This window comes from Bacillus sp. JJ1773, from assembly GCF_036962035.1.
GTDB lineage: Bacteria > Bacillota > Bacilli > Bacillales > Cytobacillaceae > Cytobacillus.
On record NZ_JBALNX010000049.1, the window covers coordinates 217,200 to 236,195 of the forward strand.

The 18,996-nt window shown below is 37.5% G+C and carries 21 protein-coding genes and 1 pseudogene; 6 read left to right on the forward strand and 16 right to left on the reverse strand.

The window, feature by feature from the left end; genetic code table 11:
* The first annotated feature begins 106 nt into the window (after positions 1–106).
* A complete protein-coding gene (locus V7127_RS15120; RefSeq protein WP_335345351.1) occupies positions 107–430 on the forward strand; it encodes a hypothetical protein in 324 nt (107 codons plus the stop codon).
* Positions 431–747: 317 nt separating this feature from the next.
* On the forward strand, positions 748–1,872 hold the full coding sequence (ispG, locus tag V7127_RS15125; protein WP_335345352.1) for a flavodoxin-dependent (E)-4-hydroxy-3-methylbut-2-enyl-diphosphate synthase: 1,125 nt from the start codon (positions 748–750) through the stop codon (positions 1,870–1,872).
* Positions 1,873–1,920: 48 nt separating this feature from the next.
* Here ispG and V7127_RS15130 read toward each other — a convergent pair whose 3' ends face one another.
* Positions 1,921–2,301, reverse strand: a complete 381-nt coding sequence (locus V7127_RS15130; protein WP_335345353.1) for a DUF4190 domain-containing protein — start codon at positions 2,299–2,301, stop codon at positions 1,921–1,923.
* A gap of 295 nt (positions 2,302–2,596) precedes the next feature.
* On the opposite strand from V7127_RS15130, the gene V7127_RS15135 reads away from it, so the two are divergent.
* Positions 2,597–3,166, forward strand: a complete 570-nt coding sequence (locus tag V7127_RS15135) for a hypothetical protein (protein WP_335348199.1) — start codon at positions 2,597–2,599, stop codon at positions 3,164–3,166.
* A 34-nt stretch (positions 3,167–3,200) separates the two neighbouring features.
* Here V7127_RS15135 and V7127_RS15140 read toward each other — a convergent pair whose 3' ends face one another.
* The 3 genes from V7127_RS15140 to V7127_RS15150 are packed head-to-tail and all read right to left on the reverse strand — an operon-like array spanning position 3,201 to position 5,287.
* Positions 3,201–3,614, reverse strand: a complete 414-nt coding sequence (locus V7127_RS15140) for a Fur family transcriptional regulator (RefSeq protein ID WP_335348193.1) — start codon at positions 3,612–3,614, stop codon at positions 3,201–3,203.
* A 39-nt stretch (positions 3,615–3,653) separates the two neighbouring features.
* On the reverse strand, positions 3,654–4,490 hold the full coding sequence (locus tag V7127_RS15145; protein ID WP_335487264.1) for a metal ABC transporter permease: 837 nt from the start codon (positions 4,488–4,490) through the stop codon (positions 3,654–3,656).
* Entirely contained in the window at positions 4,484–5,287 is an 804-nt protein-coding gene (locus V7127_RS15150; protein ID WP_335348195.1) for a metal ABC transporter ATP-binding protein, read from the reverse strand. Before V7127_RS15150 ends, V7127_RS15145 begins: the two co-directional genes overlap by 7 nt.
* A 163-nt stretch (positions 5,288–5,450) precedes the next feature.
* On the opposite strand from V7127_RS15150, the gene V7127_RS15155 reads away from it, so the two are divergent.
* On the forward strand, positions 5,451–5,705 hold the full coding sequence (locus V7127_RS15155) for a DUF2624 domain-containing protein (RefSeq protein WP_335487267.1): 255 nt from the start codon (positions 5,451–5,453) through the stop codon (positions 5,703–5,705).
* Positions 5,706–5,775: 70 nt separating this feature from the next.
* Here V7127_RS15155 and V7127_RS15160 read toward each other — a convergent pair whose 3' ends face one another.
* Both V7127_RS15160 and V7127_RS15165 read right to left on the reverse strand, forming a co-directional pair.
* Positions 5,776–6,669, reverse strand: a complete 894-nt coding sequence (locus V7127_RS15160) for a deoxyribonuclease IV (RefSeq protein WP_335487270.1) — start codon at positions 6,667–6,669, stop codon at positions 5,776–5,778.
* Positions 6,670–6,695: 26 nt separating this feature from the next.
* Positions 6,696–8,009 carry a DEAD/DEAH box helicase gene (locus V7127_RS15165; protein WP_335348198.1) on the reverse strand — a complete coding sequence of 438 codons (1,314 nt, stop codon included), beginning with the start codon at positions 8,007–8,009 and terminating at the stop codon, positions 6,696–6,698.
* Between the two features lie 194 nt (positions 8,010–8,203).
* Between V7127_RS15165 and vrrA the strand changes: the two genes are divergently transcribed.
* Together vrrA and V7127_RS15175 are read left to right on the forward strand one after the other, a co-directional pair.
* Positions 8,204–8,827 carry a VrrA/YqfQ family protein gene (gene vrrA / locus V7127_RS15170; protein WP_335487273.1) on the forward strand — a complete coding sequence of 208 codons (624 nt, stop codon included), beginning with the start codon at positions 8,204–8,206 and terminating at the stop codon, positions 8,825–8,827.
* A gap of 201 nt (positions 8,828–9,028) precedes the next feature.
* Positions 9,029–9,967 carry a 4-hydroxy-3-methylbut-2-enyl diphosphate reductase gene (locus V7127_RS15175; RefSeq protein ID WP_335487276.1) on the forward strand — a complete coding sequence of 313 codons (939 nt, stop codon included), beginning with the start codon at positions 9,029–9,031 and terminating at the stop codon, positions 9,965–9,967.
* Between the two features lie 53 nt (positions 9,968–10,020).
* Here the strand turns inward: V7127_RS15175 and V7127_RS15180 are convergent, their stop codons facing one another.
* From V7127_RS15180 to V7127_RS15225, 10 genes and pseudogenes are all read right to left on the reverse strand, one after another.
* Positions 10,021–11,136 carry a Nif3-like dinuclear metal center hexameric protein gene (locus tag V7127_RS15180; RefSeq protein WP_335487279.1) on the reverse strand — a complete coding sequence of 372 codons (1,116 nt, stop codon included), beginning with the start codon at positions 11,134–11,136 and terminating at the stop codon, positions 10,021–10,023.
* Positions 11,133–11,843 (reverse strand): tRNA (adenine(22)-N(1))-methyltransferase, encoded by a 711-nt coding sequence (locus V7127_RS15185; protein WP_335487282.1) that lies wholly within the window; start codon positions 11,841–11,843, stop codon positions 11,133–11,135. The genes V7127_RS15180 and V7127_RS15185 overlap by 4 nt, the downstream gene beginning before the upstream one ends.
* A 221-nt stretch (positions 11,844–12,064) precedes the next feature.
* Positions 12,065–12,427, reverse strand: coding sequence for a cytochrome c550 (cccA, locus tag V7127_RS15190; RefSeq protein ID WP_335344561.1), 363 nt, complete (start codon positions 12,425–12,427; stop codon positions 12,065–12,067).
* A gap of 229 nt (positions 12,428–12,656) precedes the next feature.
* A complete protein-coding gene (locus V7127_RS15195; RefSeq protein ID WP_335344562.1) occupies positions 12,657–13,190 on the reverse strand; it encodes a hypothetical protein in 534 nt (177 codons plus the stop codon).
* An 81-nt stretch (positions 13,191–13,271) separates the two neighbouring features.
* A complete protein-coding gene (gene rpoD / locus V7127_RS15200) occupies positions 13,272–14,399 on the reverse strand; it encodes an RNA polymerase sigma factor RpoD (RefSeq protein WP_335344563.1) in 1,128 nt (375 codons plus the stop codon).
* A 50-nt stretch (positions 14,400–14,449) separates the two neighbouring features.
* A complete protein-coding gene (dnaG, locus tag V7127_RS15205) occupies positions 14,450–16,264 on the reverse strand; it encodes a DNA primase (RefSeq protein WP_335487286.1) in 1,815 nt (604 codons plus the stop codon).
* A 111-nt stretch (positions 16,265–16,375) separates the two neighbouring features.
* Positions 16,376–16,810, reverse strand: a pseudogene (locus V7127_RS15210) (DUF188 domain-containing protein).
* A gap of 464 nt (positions 16,811–17,274) precedes the next feature.
* A complete protein-coding gene (locus V7127_RS15215; RefSeq protein WP_335344565.1) occupies positions 17,275–18,093 on the reverse strand; it encodes a pyruvate, water dikinase regulatory protein in 819 nt (272 codons plus the stop codon).
* Positions 18,094–18,122: 29 nt separating this feature from the next.
* Positions 18,123–18,755: a helix-turn-helix transcriptional regulator gene (locus V7127_RS15220; protein WP_197414433.1), complete on the reverse strand. Its 633-nt coding sequence runs from the start codon at positions 18,753–18,755 to the stop codon at positions 18,123–18,125.
* Positions 18,733–18,996, reverse strand: a 264-nt coding sequence (locus V7127_RS15225) for a hypothetical protein (protein WP_335487289.1), incomplete at its 5' end; no start/stop codon positions are given. The genes V7127_RS15220 and V7127_RS15225, both read right to left, overlap by 23 nt.

Genomic DNA, 18,996 nt, shown 5'->3' on the forward strand with positions numbered 1-18,996 from the left:
AAAGAGTTAGTAATATTTCCATTAATTTTTCCAACTAAAGTTCTATTTTTTTTGTACAAGCATACATATTTGGTAAACAGCTTATTTATTCCGGAGGTTTTCCTATATGAAACGTCTTGCCCTTTTTCTACTATCAGTCCTTGTTATTTATGTTATATATTTTGACCTAACTAAGGGAACCCTTCCTATTCCTACTGTCGATGAACCAGTTATTGAAGCTATGGCGGAGAATGAAACTTTATTGCCCTATTTTGAAAAAAAAGTTTCATCAGGTGATACAGTTTTATCGCTTGTAGAAAAAAACATAAATGCTCCGCTTTCTGTTTCTATTTCCAAAGTCATTTCTGATTTTAAAATTTTAAATAATGGCTTAAGTCCGGAAAAAATTAAATCCGGTTACATTTATAAGTTTCCTGATTATCGTAACTAAACATCAATTTCACCTCGGTGAAATTGCGCCCAGATTTTTATCGATCTCCGCTCGATAAATTTCCACTAAAAAATCTGAGGCATCCGCCGGAGGCTTTAACTTCATTCAGTCGGGAATTTGACTCCAGCTTAAATTGGATACCTTTTGGCAGTCATTTCCTACATAACAAGTAGCTGACTTCTGCTGAATGAAGTTAAAAATTTACCACTGCTGGATAAACCATCATTCTTGTCAATATCAATGAAACACTGATACAATAGCAATGGATTAGAAAAAAAGTATTATTGAGAACTGTTAATAGAAGGAGCGAATCTCCATTGAGTGAAATCATACATCGTACAAAAACACGTCCAGTTAAGGTTGGACCATTAACGATTGGCGGCAGTAACGAGCTGTTTATCCAAAGCATGACAACAACTAAAACGCATGATGTCGAGGCTACTGTAGCTGAAATTAAACGTTTAGAGGAAGCTGGCTGTCAGATCGTACGTGTAGCTTGTCCGGATGAAAGGGCTGCAAACGCCATTGCAGATATTAAAAAGCAAATAAACATTCCGCTCGTTGTTGATATTCATTTTGACTATAAGCTTGCTCTGAAGGCCATTGAAGGCGGAGCTGATAAAATAAGAATCAATCCTGGAAATATCGGAAAGCGTGAGAAAGTAGAGGCGGTTGTAAAAGCCGCAAAAGAAAAAGGGATCCCAATCCGAATCGGAGTAAATGCTGGCTCATTAGAGAAAAAAATTCTTGAAAAATATGGTTATCCAACTGCAGATGGAATGGTTGAAAGCGCACTTCACCATATTAAAATTCTTGAGGATCTGGATTTCCATGATATTATCGTTTCAATGAAGGCATCTGATGTTAATTTAGCTATAGAAGCATATGAAAAAGCCGCAAAGGCATTTGATTATCCACTGCATCTTGGAATTACAGAATCCGGTACTCTTTTTGCGGGTACTGTGAAAAGTGCAGCTGGTCTCGGTGTTATTCTCAATAAAGGAATTGGAAACACACTCCGTATTTCTTTAAGTGCAGACCCTGTTGAAGAAGTCAAGGTAGCTCGTGAATTATTAAAGGTATTTGGATTATCTTCTAATGCTGCAACATTAATTTCCTGCCCTACATGCGGCAGAATTGAAATTGATTTAATCAGCATTGCGAACGAGGTTGAGGAATATATCCAGAAAATCAAAGCACCAATAAAAGTAGCAGTCCTTGGCTGTGCGGTAAACGGGCCAGGTGAAGCACGTGAGGCAGATATCGGTATTGCCGGCGCTAGAGGAGAAGGACTTCTATTCCGTAAAGGGGAAATTGTTCGGAAAGTCCCTGAAGAAACGATGGTCGAAGAATTAAAAATTGAAATCGATAAAATTGCAGCTGAATACTTTGCTAAACAAGAAGAAGAAAAAAAGAATGCTGAAACAGTAAAGCAAGACTAAGAAGAGGGTGACTAAGTCACCCTCTTCTTTCATTTAAATTTGATTATGTTAAAAAAATGGAAGGATAAACATCCCTACAATAATGGATACTACCCCAATGCCAATTGCCCAGCTCCCTAAGCTTAAAGCTCCCCGGCGCCGCGCGATGAACCCAAGTACAATACCCGTTGCTCCAAATAAGACTGGGAATACGAACAAAGAGATAATGGAAAGAACTAATGCAGCAATCCCCATTCCTCTTCCCGCTGTTTCCGCTTCATTATCTCTCTCATTTATTGTATTTGTTCTACCCCTGTCAAATGAAATAGGTGCAGCAATCTCAGCAGAGGTTTCTTCATTATAATCCGCAGCTCCATATTGGTTCTTTTCGCCAATGTTCTCGCTATGACGAAGATCATAATCCTCGTAATCACGTTCTTGATCTGCCATCCAAATCCCTCGCTTTCAAATATGGAAACATTCGTTTCCCCATGTTGCAGCCTGACTTTCTAAGGAAACAAAGATTTATTTGAGGCATTTCGGAGCAAAGCTTTTGAAATGGGCTCAAAGTTCTTACGATTCCCGTAAAAGTATTTTTTTTTGGAGCATTAATATTGTTTACGAAAATCCCCATTTTAAAGATGTTAATGTTTTACTATGTCCCATGTTTTTACTAAATTTCTTTAGTCTAATACACACTTCTGATAAGATATAGAAGAACTTGTTTTTAAGGGGAGTATTAAGAATGAAAAAGCGTTTTGGTATTGATATTGATGGGACAGTTTCATGTCCTTCTTCAATGATCCCATTTTTAAATAAAGCCTTTAATTTAAACATTACTTTAAATGATGTTAAACAATACGATCTTACCCATTTAGTAGAAATTACAGAGGAAGAATTTGCACATTGGTTTGCTGAAAGTGAGCCGGCTATATATGCTGAATCACCGCTTGCTGTGGGGGCTAAAGAGATTTTGAATAAATGGGAAAAGGAGCATGAATTATTTTTCATTAGTGCTCGGGGTTCGCACTTACTGAAGCTTACTGAGGAATGGTTTTTAAAGCATGCGTTATCCTTTCATCACATTGAGTTAATTGGAACCCATTACAAAGTAAAGGCAGCTAAAGATTTCAAAGTCGATATCTTTTTTGAAGATAAGCATGATAATGCTGTGATGATACACGAAGAATGCCAAATTCCTGTTATTTTATTTGATACTCCGTATAACCAGGATCCAATACCTTCTGGAGTAATTCGCGTAAAAAACTGGATGGAAGCAAACGAATGGGTAGATAAATGGTTAAAAGAAGGCTAAATAAAAACGGTGTTAAGCCGTTTTTATTTAGCCCTCAGCTGACACATTCTGGGCAGCGGCCATATATTTCAAATTTATGTCCGGAAATATCATAGCCCTTTAAATTGTCCTGCAGCTCTTGCATCGGACACGTGTCAATTTCTTTAGTTTTCCCGCAATCCATACATATAAAATGATGGTGATGATGTTCATGCGCGCAAGTATAGCGAAAATGCTTCTCCCCAGAAAGTTCCGTCATTTCAAAAATGCCAAGCTCGACAAATAAAGATAAATTTCTATAAATGGTATCAAAGCTTAAGCCAGGATAATCATCCTTCATCCATGTCAAAACATCACGTGCAGTTAAATATTTATTACTTTTTGCAAAAAACTGCAGCATTTCTTCTCTTTTTCCTGTATGTTTATAGCCCTTTTCCTTTAATAGCTGTAATGCTTCATTGATATCCACTTCATTCACCTCATTAAAATGAACTCTATGTCAGATTTGCTATATGTTAGTTGTGAATTTTTTGAACAAGATCGTCATGATCAAAATAAAGACCGCGATTATAACGATTGTTCCGCCTGGGGCTAGATCTAAGTAATAGGAGAGTGTCAGCCCGCCTAGTACGGAAGTTTCGCCAAATATTACTGAAAAAAAGATCGTTTGTTTAAAGCCTTTTGCAATGCGAATACTGGCTGCGACCGGTAAGGTCATTAAAGAAGAAACTAACAGAATCCCCACAATTCGCATCGATGCAGCAATCACGAGTGCAACCATGATGATAAATATAAAATGCACCCATTTTGCAGCTATCCCTGAAGCCTTTGCATGTTCTTCATCAAAGGAAAGCAGGAATAATTCTTTATACAGAAGGAAGATCACTGATATGACGAGAATACTGATAATTAATATCGTCCATAAATCAACACGGCTTACTGCACTGACACTTCCAAATAAATAACTAAATAAATCTGTATTAAAGCCATCTGCAAGAGAAATAAAAATAACGCCTATCCCAATCCCACCGGATAATATAATAGGAATAGCCAGCTCTTGATAATGCTTATAAACAGATCTTAGCTTTTCAATAAATAAAGACCCTGTCACAGAAAAAGCCATTCCCATATAGATGGGATTCAATCCGTTTAATCCCGTCACTTTCTTTTCGAAATAGAGACTTGCTGCTATTCCGGCAAGGGTAACATGGCTTAATGCATCGGCAATAAGTGACAGCCTTCGGACAACAATAAATACACCTAATAATGGTGCAATAATTCCAATAATAATTCCCGTTAAAAAGGCATTTTGCAAAAATTCATATTGTAGTATCCCCGCTAGCATTGCCCTGCTCCTCCATGCTGGTGATGATGGTGATCATGATTATGTGTCAGGATATGAATGTCATGACCATAAAAATCAGACATCTCCTCCATTTTCAACTGCTCAAACTCATTAGTTTCCCCATGAAAATGTAAATGCTTATTTAAACAAGCAACATGAGTAACCTTGTCAGATATGGCGCCAATATCATGTGTGACTAAAAGAAGTGTAATTCCTAATTCTTTATTTAGGCTATCAAGCATCTCGTAAAAGGATTGCACATTTTGTGCATCAACTCCCACTGTAGGCTCATCTAAAATCATTAGTTTCGGATCACTTACTAAAGCTCTTGCTATGAATACACGCTGCTGCTGTCCTCCTGAAAGCTCCCCAATATTACGTTTTTGAAAAGGGAGAAGCCCCACTGAGTCGATAGCTTTTATTACCTTTTGCCTGTGCTCATTTTTCATAAACTTAAAAAGACCAAGCTTTTTTGTTAATCCACTAGCTACCACCTCATAGACGGTTGCTGGAAAACCAGTGTTAAATGAGTTTGCCTTTTGAGAAACAAAGCCAATTTTGTGCCAATCCTTAAATTTGCTTATCTCCTGACCAAAGAGCTGAATTTCACCTTTTTGCGTTTTAAGCAGCCCTAGAATTAGCTTTAATAAAGTGGATTTCCCCGAACCATTTGGACCAACAATTCCAAGAAAGGCCCCTTCTTTTATGGATAAATTTATATCTTCCAGTACGTTTTCTTTTTCATAACGATAAGATAATTGATTGATATTTATTATAGGCTTATCATGTGCCTTCATTTACTATCACCTTTTTAAATTAAGAATCATTCCGATTTAACAAAAGTTAGTATACAGGAAGAAAAAATATTTGTAAAGAAACAAGGCACTTACCTTTAATTAGATTATTGCTGTCACATAATGCCTATCTCCTTCATAAAGTACTACGGAGGAGTGATGAGAGATGAAGATCTTTGAAAATATCATCAATCATAAAGTAAGCAATATTACTGCCGATGAATTATTAAAATATGGAGACCAATTCCAAATCTCAATTACAAAGCAGCAAGCGAGTAAAATCGCAGCTTATCTCCGTGGAAAAAGCATTAATATTTTTAATGATGCCGAGCGTTCTAAATTAATTAAGGATATCGCAAGACTTGCTGGTCCAGAAACGGCTAGACAAGTTAACCAATTGTTTATTCAGCTTACAAAATAACCTAAGATTTATTTTTCCATTAAAAAAAGCTGCGAATGATTTCACAGCTTTTTCTTCTTTTATAAACGAGTTATCCCTGCAAAATGATGTCAAGAAGATTATCGTCAAATTCTTGGGCTTTCAGCATAGCAATTTCATGTTTATAAGGGGCTTTTTTATTATTTTTGTCCTCTCCCACGAAAGGAGTCTCAAGAATTTTTGGAATGTCTTTCAACTGTGGATGATGGATGATATAATTTAGCGCTTTGAAGCCGATATGGCCAAAGCCTATATTCTCATGACGGTCCTTACGCATCCCGCGCTCATTTTTACTATCGTTAATATGCAATACCTTTAAACGGTCCAGCCCAATAATACGATCAAATTGTTCTAAAACCCCATCAAAGTCTTCAACAATATTATAGCCAGCATCATGTATATGACAAGTATCAAAACAGACTGAAAGATGATCATTGTAATGAACCCCGTCTATAATCATTGCTAATTCTTCAAATGATTTTCCACATTCGGAACCTTTGCCTGCCATCGTTTCAAGAGCGATTTGAACCTTTTCGTCTCCATTTAATACTTCGTTTAGCCCTTCAACAATTTTTTTAATTCCAGCCTCTGTCCCCGCACCAACGTGAGCGCCTGGGTGCAATACAATTTGTTTTGCCCCGATTGCCTCTGTACGATCAATTTCTGTTCTTAAAAAATTAACTCCTAACTCAAAAGTATTCGGATTTTCGGTATTTCCAATATTAATAATATAAGGTGCATGGACAATAATATCAGATATACCATTTGCCTCCATATGCTTAAGGCCTGCTTCAATATTCAAATCCTCGATTTTTTTTCTTCTCGTATTTTGAGGGGCTCCTGTATAAATCATAAACGTATTTGATCCATAGGATACCGCTTCCTTGCTAGCAGCTAGGAGCATGTCCTTTCCACTCATCGATACGTGTGAACCTATTTTCAACATAATGGCTTCCTCTCTCCCTTTGTTATCTATTTTTTACGCTGTAATCTTTTTTGGCGTTTTTTGAAGCTTTCTATTTCAGATTGCATTTTCTTTTTATATCCTGGCTTTACCTTTTTAGGCTTTTGAACAATAGACTGTGCTTGTTTATCGATTTCGTCTGCCTGCTTCTTGCGGCTTTTGCGCTTATTTCTCTTGCCTAAATCTGCCCATTCCCCTTTTTGAAGATCAACGTGTCGGAAATCGATCCCCATTTTATCAAGACGATTTAGTGCATCCTCATCGGATGTATCATAAATGGTAAGTGCAATACCAGAATTGCCTGCACGGGCTGTTCTCCCAACACGGTGAATATAAAAATCTAAATCAGAAGGCAATTCATAGTTAATAACATGACTGATGCCTTGAATATCGATCCCTCTAGCGGCTAAATCAGTGGCAACAATATATTGGAATTCCAAATCTTTAATTTGTTTCATCATTTTTTTACGCTCACGAGGATTAAGATCCCCGTGAATACGTCCCACTTTTAATCCTTTTTTAATTAAGGAATCAGCCACTTCATCTGCCATTTTCTTCGTATTTGTAAAAACGATAGCTAAATAGGGGTTGAATACCATTAATGCATCATGAACAAGCTTATCTTTATTGCGATGGCGGGATGGCATAATCCAATGCTCTATTTTGGCTGCTGTTACTTGTTCAGGTTCGATTTGAATGTATTTTGGATTTTCCATATACTTTTTTAAAAATGGCTTTAATTTTTCTGGAATGGTCGCGGAAAAAATCAACATCTGCAGCTTTTCAGGCATTCTTGCTGCGATTTGATCCACATCCTCGATAAAACCCATATCAAGCATAAGATCCGCTTCGTCTACTACAAGCATATTGGCTGTATGGACAAATAAGGCTTGTTCCTTAATCAAATCGTTAATTCTTCCAGGAGTTCCGACAACAATATGTGGCTGAGTTCGTAATTTTTCAATCGATCTCTGCTTATCAGTTCCACCGACATAACAGCGGGCTGATATGTCTTGTCCCTCTTGGCAATGCTTTGTTACCTTTAGAATTTCATGATAGATTTGGGTAGCCAGCTCTCTTGTAGGTGCAGTTATGACTGCTTGTACCTCCTGATTTTCAGACTTTACCTTTTGTAATATTGGTAAAATATAAGCATGCGTTTTTCCGGTCCCAGTTTGTGATTGGCCGATTGCACTTTCACCTTTTAACACAGTCGGAAATAATCTTTCTTGGATTTCAGTTGGCTCATAAAAGCCTAAATCCTTCACCGCTTCCAAAATAAATGTCTTAAAATCATATCGTTCAAACTTATTATCCATCATTTATATAGCTCCTCATTTGTCGATTCATGTAATCATCCTGTTATTATAATAAAATTTGCATGAAATAACCACATATACCTTCTTCAAACATCATTTTAACTTTATATTTACCTATTTATGAAAAAAAGTCCAAAAACCATTTTGTAAATTACGCATAGTTTAATACTAAAAGAGATTAGTTAGGAGGTCATGTTATGATTCAAGGACCAGGGGCGCCTTTTCGCGGGGGATTTTCTCCGCAGCCTTATAGGAATCAAATGCCTTCCCGCCCGCCAATGGGACCCTTCCCCCCCATGGCTGGAGGAGGGTTTAGGGGACCGGGTGGACCACCGCAAATGAGACAGGGCGGCGGTGGCTTGCTATCCAAGCTGTTAGGCCGCGGGAACCAACAGGCTCGCGGTATAGGGGCTGGACCGCTGCAAACAGCAAGCAGAGCAGCCGGAGCTGGAGGTAACGGTGCAGGGGGAATCCTAAAAACTCTTAGTAATCCAGGGGCTATTTCAGGCTTCTTAGAAAATACACAGAAAGTATTAAACTCAGCTCAGCAATTCGGGCCAATGGTACAGCAATATGGGCCAATGGTAAAAAACATTCCAGCGATATGGAAGCTTTACAGAGGACTAAAGGGCTCATCTGATGAACCAGCTGAGGGAGAGAATCTAGAAAGCAAGGAGCCCATAAAAGCTAAAAAAACTAGTAAAGCTAAGCAAAAAGTAATTGATCTTGAAATGGATGAAATCACTATCGAAATTGAGAAAAAAAGTGAGAATGAGAAAAAGAGTGAAAGAGGGATTTCAAAACCAAAACTATATGTTTAGCTGTCATTATTATGAATATCATTAAATCTGTGACTTTTTACCATGATTAGAAACACACCCTTCTTGGCCCCCTTTTAGTATTATTATTAGCAAATGTCTTATATAATAGTATACGTAATTGTTCATTTATCTAATTGAACATCGAAAATAGAATGCCAGTCACTTCATATAGATGCATATTTAAAGGGGGTTTTTTAGAAGATGGAAATAATAAAAATTTCACCGCGGGGCTACTGCTACGGTGTTGTAGATGCCATGGTAATTGCGAGAAATGCTGCACTCGATAAAAATTTGCCTAGACCCATTTATATTCTTGGAATGATTGTTCATAACAAACATGTAACCGATGCCTTTGAAGAAGAGGGGATCATTACACTTGACGGAAGCAATCGTCTGGAGATTCTTGAAAAGGTCGATAAGGGAACAGTTATTTTCACTGCACATGGAATTTCTCCACAAGTGAGGGAATTAGCAAAGCAAAAAGGACTCGTTACGATAGATGCAACATGCCCTGATGTTACGCGAACCCATGATTTAATAAAGGAAAAAACAAAAGAAGGCTTTAAAATTATCTACATTGGCAAAAAAGGACATCCAGAACCAGAGGGAGCTGTAGGAGTAGCCCCTAACGATGTACATCTTGTGGAAACAATAGATGATGTCAATGCATTAAATATTCAGAGCGAAAAAATTGTCGTTACAAATCAAACAACGATGAGCCAATGGGATGTTAAGCATGTCATGGAGCAAATAAAAGAGAAATATCCACATGCTGAATTCCATAAAGAAATATGCTTGGCAACCCAGGTTCGTCAAGAGGCTGTTGCAGAACAAGCTGGTGAAGCTGATGTCCTAATTGTCGTTGGCGATCCGAAAAGCAATAACTCAAACCGGCTGGCACAGGTTTCAGAAGAAATTGCCAGTACGAAGGCCTACCGTATTGCCGATGTAACTGAGCTAAATATTGAGTGGATTAAGAATGCATCAACCGTTGCCGTGACATCAGGAGCATCTACACCAACTCCAATCACAAAAGAAGTCATTTCATTTATTGAACAATTTAATCCGAATGATGAAAGTACATGGGTAAAAGAGAAAAAAGTGCCATTAAATAAAATTTTACCAAAGGTTAAAAAATAAATAAAAAAGAGGGCAGCCTAAAAAATGGCAGCCCTTCTTTTTATAAGCTTTACTTACATAAATTGAAAAGGATCTGTATGTATTTCAGAAGCAAATATTGAAACGGCATATCCCTTTTCTTGGCACATTTTTGTCAATTGCAAGGCTACGCCTTGTTTCATCACCTTTTCGACATTGTGCCCTGGGTCAACTATATTCAATCCCATCATCATGGCGTCATGTGCCACATGATAATACATATCACCCGTTACGTAGACATCTGCTCCTTTAAATTTGGCAGAGGTAAAGTATTTATTCCCATCCCCGCCGAGGACAGCTACTTTTTTAACCTTTGAATCGAGATCTCCTACGACACGGACACCATTCACATCTAATGTTTTTTTAACGTGATTTGCGAATTCCCCTAATGTCATTTCCTCAATTTCGCCAATTCTGCCAAGACCTAATACTTCACCCTTATTGTCCAGCTTATAAATATCATAGGCAACTTCTTCGTAAGGATGAGCAAGAAACATGGCTTTTAAGATTCTATTCTCTAACTGAGCCGGGAAAATCGTTTCGATCCTCAGTTCTTTCACTGACTCTAGCTTTCCATGCTCGCCAATAAAGGGATTTGTCCCTTCACCTGGTAAAAACTGTCCAATTCCGGATGATTCGAAACTGCAATGACTGTAATGGCCAATCGCTCCAGCACCAGCATCTCCTAATGCCTTTTTAAGGTCGTCAGCATTATCTTCTGGAACAAAGACAACTAGTTTTTTCAATTCGGTCTCGTAGGTAGGAACTAAGACCTCCGTATTAACTAGCTTTAGTGCTTCAGCAAGCATATCGTTAACACCGCCAGTAGCAACGTCCAAATTTGTGTGGGCAGCATAGACAGCGATATCATGCTTAATCAATTTCTCAATTATTCTACCGGCAGGCGTATCAGTGGCAATTGATTTAAGCGGTCGAAAAATAGGCGGGTGGTGAGCAATAATGAGTTGAACATTCTTAGCGATCGCTTCATCAACTACTTCTTCTAGTACATCCAGTGCAATCATGACGTTCTCAACCGGCTTATTCAATCTGCCAATTTGCAGCCCAATTTTGTCTCCCTCCATAGCATAGCCTTTTGGAGAAAACTGTTCAAATAGCTGAATAATTTCATGTCCATTTATTTTTTTCAATGATCCAATACCTCCTCTGCCATCTTTATCTTCTCTATTAGTTCATTTTTTTTCTCTATTGTTTCCTCTGTAGCTGCTGCATTCTCTAGCTGGGCTAAAATTCTTTGCCAATTCTTTAATTCTCCAAGCCATTTCTTTTTAAAAATAACTGATTTCTGCTTTAGTAAAAAAGGGCCAAATAATAATTCCTTTTGCAGATCCAACTCTCGTCTTTCCTTCGAATCCCCTTTTTCAGCAACTAAAATCTCATAAATTTTTTCATCTTCTTCAAGAATTTCTTCAGCAATTAATACCCAGCCATTTTCATTAAGCCAGCTTCTTATCGTAATAGCACTGATATTTGGCTGTAATATCAGCCTTTTTACCGTTCCTAGCTTTTCCTTGCCCTCTTCCAAAATATTTGTGATTAAAGCTCCGCCCATCCCGGCAATTGTAATACAATCCACTTCATCCACTGAGATTACCTGTAATCCATTTCCTTTGCGGACATTTATCTTGTCATTTAATCCTTCCGCTTCAACTTGGCTTTTAGCAGATTGATACGGTCCCTCTGCCACTTCCCCAGCAACCGCAAAAGGGATCATGCCTCGTTTCACTGCATAGCATGGCAAATATGCGTGATCCGAGCCAATATCAGCAAGTCTGCACCCTTCAGGAATATAATTTGCAACAGCCTCTAAACGCTGTGATAATTTCTCAGTATTCAATTTATCCACCACTTTTCAAAGAAAAATATAAGTCCACTATTACTAGCACAGTTGATTTATCCTTATAATAGTATTAAAAATAGTATGGTTTTGCAAAGTCTTAACACCCACGAGGAAAAAATCTACTTAAAAAAAGCCCTTTACAGATGCAAAGGACTTTTTTTATTTTGCGCTTGGGGAGGCCAAAGTTTAGCCTTCAAGCTTATGTTTAACAAACTATTTTATTTTAATTCCGCTAGCCAAGCAGCCATTTCGCCTGCTTTATCTGCAGGAACTAAACCAGGAGGCATGGACCCTTTACCATTAACAAGAATATCAGCTATCTCTTCCTGTGATAGATGGTCACCAACACCTGTTAAAGCTGGTCCAACTGCACCTTGGTATTGATCACCATGGCACCCAATACAGCTCTTTTGATAGATCTCCTCAGGGCTTGCTGCAGCCGTTTCTTCAGTCTTTTCACCGCCGCCTTCTCTTTCAGCAGCAAGCTGCTCAGCATCACCAAGTCCTTTAAAGGAAATCAGGAACATTGCAACGATACCCAATGCAAAAATTAAGATGTACGGCATTACTGGATTTTTCATGTTTATACCTCCCTTATGTAAGAACATCTCAAATAAAGTAAATATTTATACAAACAATTTCTATTCTACTTCAAAACGTGTAGAAGGAAAAGCCCTTAAGGCAACTTTGTTACACCAAATTCAAAAATCAGACAAAACTCCAGCGAATTTAGAGGAACTTCCACTTACTTCATTAAATAAAAGAGAGAAAACCATTTTCTCAACATTTAAAAACTTTAAAAAAATCTTTTTAATATATAAATATAGAAATTACTATTAATATTATCCCTAAAACTCCAGATATGATAAAGGCTGGAAGCTTAAGTTTCCAGCCTGTTAACAACCATAAAAAACAGTTCATGAATATTACTATGTAAAGGACCATAAGTCTATCTGGAAATAATCTTGAAATAAATTCAACGGTAGATAATAATAAAATTAATGCCGAAGCAATTAAAGGTATTTGCAGTAAAATTCCTTTTCTAAAAAAATAAAAAGTGAAAATAATCCCAGCTAATACAAATAATATGGAAAAGGCCATTTGCAAAGTAATAGACAATTCAGTAAAATGGATTAAAAATAGAGCTAACGGAATTAACATTAAAAATAAATAATGGTTTTTCCAGTGAATTTTTTTTATAGCTGCTGGCTCTTTCTTGTTTTCCGGTTCATTTCCTTCTGTGTACAATGCTAAGAGGAAATCACAATAATGTTCAGGGAGCATGCGATTTTTTCGCCAATTAATTATTTCGTTAACTATGATCTTTTTTCTTGTTTCATTCATTAAGAATACACGTCCATTCCAGCGGAAAAAAAATAGCTTACCTCTATTGTAAGAAGTAAACTATTTTCTGACAATGATTTTCTATTCTAAAAAGTCTTTTAAACGCTTGCTTCTGCTCGGATGTCTTAATTTGCGCAATGCTTTCGCTTCAATTTGGCGAATACGTTCACGTGTAACACCGAATACTTTACCGACTTCCTCTAAGGTCCTTGTACGTCCGTCATCAAGCCCAAAGCGAAGGCGCAGTACATTTTCCTCACGATCGGTTAAAGTATCAAGAACATCCTCCAGCTGCTCTTTAAGAAGCTCGTAGGCAGCATGCTCAGAAGGTGAAGTCGCATCCTGATCTTCAATAAAATCGCCTAAATGGGAATCATCTTCTTCCCCAATTGGCGTTTCTAAAGAAACTGGCTCTTGCGCAATTTTTAGAATTTCTCTCACTTTTTCTGGAGTTAAATCCATATCCTCAGCGATTTCTTCTGGAGTTGGTTCGCGGCCAAGGTCCTGAAGTAATTGGCGCTGTACACGAATTAATTTGTTAATAGTTTCAACCATATGAACGGGAATTCGGATGGTTCTTGCCTGGTCGGCAATCGCTCTTGTAATCGCTTGGCGAATCCACCAAGTTGCATACGTACTAAATTTAAAGCCTTTTCGATAATCAAATTTTTCAACGGCTTTAATTAAGCCCATATTTCCTTCTTGAATTAAATCAAGGAAAAGCATTCCACGGCCAACATAACGCTTGGCAATACTTACAACTAATCGGAGGTTTGCTTCAGCAAGACGCCTTTTCGCTTCCTCGTCACCATCTTCAATCCGTTCTGCAAGTGAAATTTCATCCTCAGCAGAAAGTAGATCAACACGGCCAATTTCTTTTAAGTACATTCTCACAGGGTCATTGATTTTCACGCCTGGTGGAACACTTAAATCATTTAAGTCAAACTCTTCTTCACCTTTTGCTAATTCCTTAGCATTAGGGTCGGCATCATCGTCATTGTCACCGACTAGCTCAATACCTTGATCTCCAAGGAACTCATAGAATTCATCCATTTGATGAGAATCTAAATCAAAATGGGCCAATTTTTCTGCAATATCGTCATAGGCAAGAACGCCCGTCTTTTTTCCAACCTCTGTTAATTGTTCTTTCACTTGATCTAGGGTCAATTCTGAATCAACTTCTTTTGAACGAGCTGATTTTTCAGCCATATGTCCCCCTCCTTCCAAAGTCACAGACAATCCTTAAGAAATATCCTAATCTATAGAGACTTGCGCAATTGAATAATTTCCATTGCGATCAAGGCTGCCTTTGCATAATCACTTTTCCGCTCTGCTTCTTTTTGTTCAAGCAGTTTTTCTTTTATCTTTAACATTTTTTGATAATTAAACACCTGTTTTATATAATCCGTTAATTCTTGTTCGCTTAATTCATCGTTTATTTCCATCATTTGAATATCAGCAACAATCCTTTTTAACTTTTCATCAACTAGGAAGTTGATAAAGGCACTTGTATCTGGCGGGTGTCCTTCTTCATAAAAGCCTAATAAATAAGTAATGATTGCTTGATGCTCATCCACATTAAACGTATTTCCTTGAAGAAAATTCTGAACCTTAAATGCAAGGTCACTATCGGCAAGCATATGTGCAATTAAATTTCTCTCAGCTGTATAATATGCAGGCTTTAACTGCTTCGCTTGCTTTTGAAGAATCAGCTGTTTTTTGACTGTCTCGTTGCTGCTCTGTCCCTTAGTCTTCCGTCTTTCTGAAAAATTAATTTGTTTTTCCTGTTCTTTAAGTGCTTCCAGTGATAGGGAAAATTCATCCGCAAGATGCCGTAAATAATAATCCTTTTCTACTGCATTATCTAATTTGCTTATTTCCGTTAATACTTCTTCGATATAAAGCAGGCGATCTCCTTCATCATGCAGTTTTTTCCCTCTGCGGTAATAATGCAGCTTGAACGCCATAAGTGTATGACTGCCATCTATTACCTCGTGACGAAACTTTTCTGGACCGAATTTTTTAACATAGTCGTCTGGGTCAAGGCCGTCTGGCATTAAAGAAACCCTTACTTGACATCCTGCATTAGATAGCATGTTAGCCGCTCTGAAAGCCGCTTCAATTCCAGCATTGTCGGAATCATAGCAAACAGTGATTGACTGGGCATTTCTCTTTAAAGCGGAGACATGGTCCTCCGTTAAGGATGTTCCCATTGTGCCAATACCGTTTTCAACTCCTGCAAGATCAGCAGAAATAACATCCGCAAATCCTTCAAATAAAACAGCTTGCTGGAGTTTCTTGATTTGAGGTCTTGCTAAATGAAAATTATATAAAATTTTGCTTTTATTAAAGATTGGCGTTTCAGGACTATTTAAATATTTGGGTTCATCGTCCCCTAAAGACCTTCCTGAAAAGGCAATCGTTTTTCCACTTCGGTCAAAAATCGGAAACATAATTCGGTTGCGAAAACGATCAAAATAACTGCCATCTTTTTCGCGTTTAATAATAAGACCTGCTTTTTCCATTACCTCTATTGGAAACTTTCTCTTCCCAAGAAATTTATATACAAAATCCCAAGAAGGAAGGGAATATCCAATTTGAAATTTCTCAATGGTTTCAATCGTAAATCCTCTGCCAAGCAAATAGTCTAGTGCATGTTGGCCATCTTTTGTGTTTAACAGCAGATGATGATAAAATTTACGCAATAGCTCATGGGCCTCCAGCATTTGCTGAATATCGGGAGGAACATTACTTTGAGCGGCTGCGGACTGAATAATCATGTCAAGCTTAATATTCCCTTTTTCAGCTAATCTGACAGCTGCTTCTTGAAAGGAATAACCTTCAAGATCCATTAAGAATGAAAAGGCATTTCCGCCGGCTCCGCATCCAAAGCAATGATAAATTTGCTTATCAGGTGAAACGGAAAAAGATGGTGTGTTCTCTCCATGAAATGGGCATAGACCAAAGTAATTTCGTCCTTGCTTTTTTAATTGAACATAATCGCTTATAATATCAACAATATCGACAGCTTGCCGAATCTCATTCACTTTCTCCTCGGCGATACGCTCTACCATGGGAACAACTCCAATTAATAAAAAATCAATACATAAGAAGCCTCTTAAAGTACACCCAGGGCATCAAATTTAGAAAGATAATTAATCCATTAATTAATATTTCTATAAAAATTAGCGAATTCCTTCAAAATTCGACAAAATCTTTGTCAATTCTTTCACAAACCTAGTACGATCTTCACGACTGTAAGGCATGGGCCCTTTCCCATGTATCCCCCTTCTATGCGCTTAGGCCGATAAATATCTCATATCAAGCGCAGTATGAATATCTTTCTCATCGTATGAAATCCCCTTTGGAGACAGAACATAAATAAAAGTGTCGATGCTAACCAATATCCTGTGTAACAACGATGTCCCGTTTCTGCACATGATTCATAATGAATAAATCAACAGCCTCTTTACTTGAGTCAACAAATTTCCAAAAAGCTCCCTTTAGATCATTTTTTATGTGAGCATATGAGGCAATAAAATAGCATCAACAGAATAGCTATTAGCTAATTCGACAATTTCTTCCTTTACAGGACAAGAATCGGCATCAACCAAGATAATTGGATTGCCTAATGTTCTAATTATTCTACATCACTCCACATAATCCTTCTTTCAAAAAGCAACTTTTAGCATGAGCTACATTCATCCTAAACTCATGCAACTGTTAAAATTACAAGTAGATTTTCAATCAAGCCGGGTATAATGGTCTAAATGCTTTTCAGAATCCTGATACAAAATAATTCTTGCAGCATTTCCATTACAATTGATCATGTCGAATTGTTTTTTTTCCGGTCACTTGACTTCTCACAATAAATAGTTTATTCGTTCATACTCAACTCTAAACCTAAACTATAACATTTTTATCACAATTTTTTATTATAGTATAAAAAAGCTTGAATTTCTATTATTTTTTCTTATTTCTATTAATATTTTGTTTTAAACGCATCAAGAAGAATTTAAATTTTCAAAAGGTTCCGTTACCTTTTTGCCAAAAAAGAAAAAGGCACATAATACAGAATTATGTGCTAGCTTTTTGGAAAGCTTCTGTGGTATTGATTTAATATTAAATTTGCCGTTTCTTCTACGGCTTTATTCGTTACGTCAATGACAGGACAATTTAATTTGCTGACGATTTTTTCAAAATAATTGATTTCGTCTTTAATCCTTTCAATGTTTGCATAACTGGCATTATCGCTTAATCCTAAAGATATTAGCCGTTCTCTGCGAATATAATTGAGCTTTTCCGGGCTAATTTTTAGTCCAAAGCACTTTTCGGGCTGAACTAAATACAATTCTTCAGGAGGATCCACCTCTGGTACAAGCGGTACGTTTGCGACCTTTAGTCTTTTATGGGCTAAATATTGTGATAGCGGTGTTTTAGAAGTTCGGGATACTCCTACAAGAATAATATCCGCTTTTAATATCCCTCTTGGATCACGGCCATCATCATATTTAACAGCAAATTCAATAGCTTCTATTTTTTTAAAATAATCCTCGTCCAGTTTTCTAACTAGACCTGGTTCGAATAGAGGTGTTTTTCCATATAAAAGCTGAATTTTATCCATTAACGGCCCAATTATATCACAAGCATAGATCCCTTCCCGCTCAGCCAGTTCATTAATATAATGGCGTATATCTGGCTTAACAAGTGTATATACGATCATTCCATTATCCATTTTTGCTAAAGAAATTACTTCTTCTATATGAACCTTGTCCTCCACATATGGAAATCGCTTGATCGTTACTCCGCTGCCATTAAACTGGCTGACGGCTGCTTTCGTAACCAATTCGGCAGTCTCCCCAACAGAGTCAGACACAACATAGATGATTGGCTTTTTTGTCATCCCTTAACACCATCTCCTCTGTACATGATTTAATTATCTTCTGCAAGAGCAAGAAATGCTTTTGTTAAATTCGTTTTTGTAATTCTGCCTATTACCTCAAAGCCTTTTTCCGTTTCTTTAACAATCGGAAGCGCGTCAATTTGTTTCTCAATTAATTTCTTTGCAATATCAATTAATAAGTCTTCCTTTTCACACATTGTAATATTGGGCATTCTTGTCATGATTATGTTTACAGGGATATTCGTTAATTCCTGTTTCCCTATACTTGCACGCAGCAAATCTTTCCTAGAAAGAACGCCAACAAGTATGGATTCCTGGTCAACCACGAATAATGTTCCTACATCTTCCAAGAACATTGTGCAAATGGCATCATAAACCGAAACATTTTCATTCACAACTACAGGTATCGATTGATAATCCTTCACATACAGCTTATTTAAATTATCTGTAAGCAGCTGAGTACCTGATTTTCCTGTATAGAAATAGCCGACCCGCGGTCTCGCATCTAAAAAGCCAGCCATTGTTAAAATGGCTAAATCCGGTCTTAATGTTGCTCGAGTTAAATTTAACTTTTCTGCAATATTTTCACCAGTGATTGGCCCGTTTTCCTTCACAATTTCTAATATTTTTTCTTGCCGCTTATTTAATTCGATTGTCCTCACCACCTAAATAGAAAAGCGTAAGCGCCTTGCCCACCCCCGACGAGCATAAGACATGCTGTCGAGAAGGTTGTTCTTTAACCTTCTTGGCAGACTGGCTTATGACCTCGAGGTCGCCAAAAACGCGACGTCCTCCCAAAAGTTTCACTTTTGGTCGTGCGATGTTTCGCTGCCGAGGCTTTCCTTGTCCTGTCGCATTGTCGACACTAGTACGTCCTGTACGTCGGGGGTTGGCGCTGGAGCT

Excerpts from the sequence above, each read along its gene's own strand:
- V7127_RS15145 (WP_335487264.1), bottom strand. The coding sequence starts at position 4,490 with ATGCTAGCGGGGATACTACAATATGAATTTTTGCAAAATGCCTTTTTA.
- V7127_RS15160 (WP_335487270.1), bottom strand. The coding sequence starts at position 6,669 with ATGTTGAAAATAGGTTCACACGTATCGATGAGTGGAAAGGACATGCTC.
- V7127_RS15155 (WP_335487267.1), top strand. The coding sequence starts at position 5,451 with ATGAAGATCTTTGAAAATATCATCAATCATAAAGTAAGCAATATTACT.
- V7127_RS15215 (WP_335344565.1), bottom strand. The coding sequence starts at position 18,093 with ATGACAAAAAAGCCAATCATCTATGTTGTGTCTGACTCTGTTGGGGAG.
- V7127_RS15120 (WP_335345351.1), top strand. The coding sequence starts at position 107 with ATGAAACGTCTTGCCCTTTTTCTACTATCAGTCCTTGTTATTTATGTT.
- V7127_RS15165 (WP_335348198.1), bottom strand. The coding sequence starts at position 8,009 with ATGATGGATAATAAGTTTGAACGATATGATTTTAAGACATTTATTTTG.
- dnaG (WP_335487286.1), bottom strand. The coding sequence starts at position 16,264 with ATGGTAGAGCGTATCGCCGAGGAGAAAGTGAATGAGATTCGGCAAGCT.
- V7127_RS15135 (WP_335348199.1), top strand. The coding sequence starts at position 2,597 with ATGAAAAAGCGTTTTGGTATTGATATTGATGGGACAGTTTCATGTCCT.
- V7127_RS15130 (WP_335345353.1), bottom strand. The coding sequence starts at position 2,301 with ATGGCAGATCAAGAACGTGATTACGAGGATTATGATCTTCGTCATAGC.
- V7127_RS15150 (WP_335348195.1), bottom strand. The coding sequence starts at position 5,287 with ATGAAGGCACATGATAAGCCTATAATAAATATCAATCAATTATCTTAT.
- V7127_RS15195 (WP_335344562.1), bottom strand. The coding sequence starts at position 13,190 with ATGAATGAAACAAGAAAAAAGATCATAGTTAACGAAATAATTAATTGG.
- vrrA (WP_335487273.1), top strand. The coding sequence starts at position 8,204 with ATGATTCAAGGACCAGGGGCGCCTTTTCGCGGGGGATTTTCTCCGCAG.
- cccA (WP_335344561.1), bottom strand. The coding sequence starts at position 12,427 with ATGAAAAATCCAGTAATGCCGTACATCTTAATTTTTGCATTGGGTATC.
- V7127_RS15175 (WP_335487276.1), top strand. The coding sequence starts at position 9,029 with ATGGAAATAATAAAAATTTCACCGCGGGGCTACTGCTACGGTGTTGTA.
- rpoD (WP_335344563.1), bottom strand. The coding sequence starts at position 14,399 with ATGGCTGAAAAATCAGCTCGTTCAAAAGAAGTTGATTCAGAATTGACC.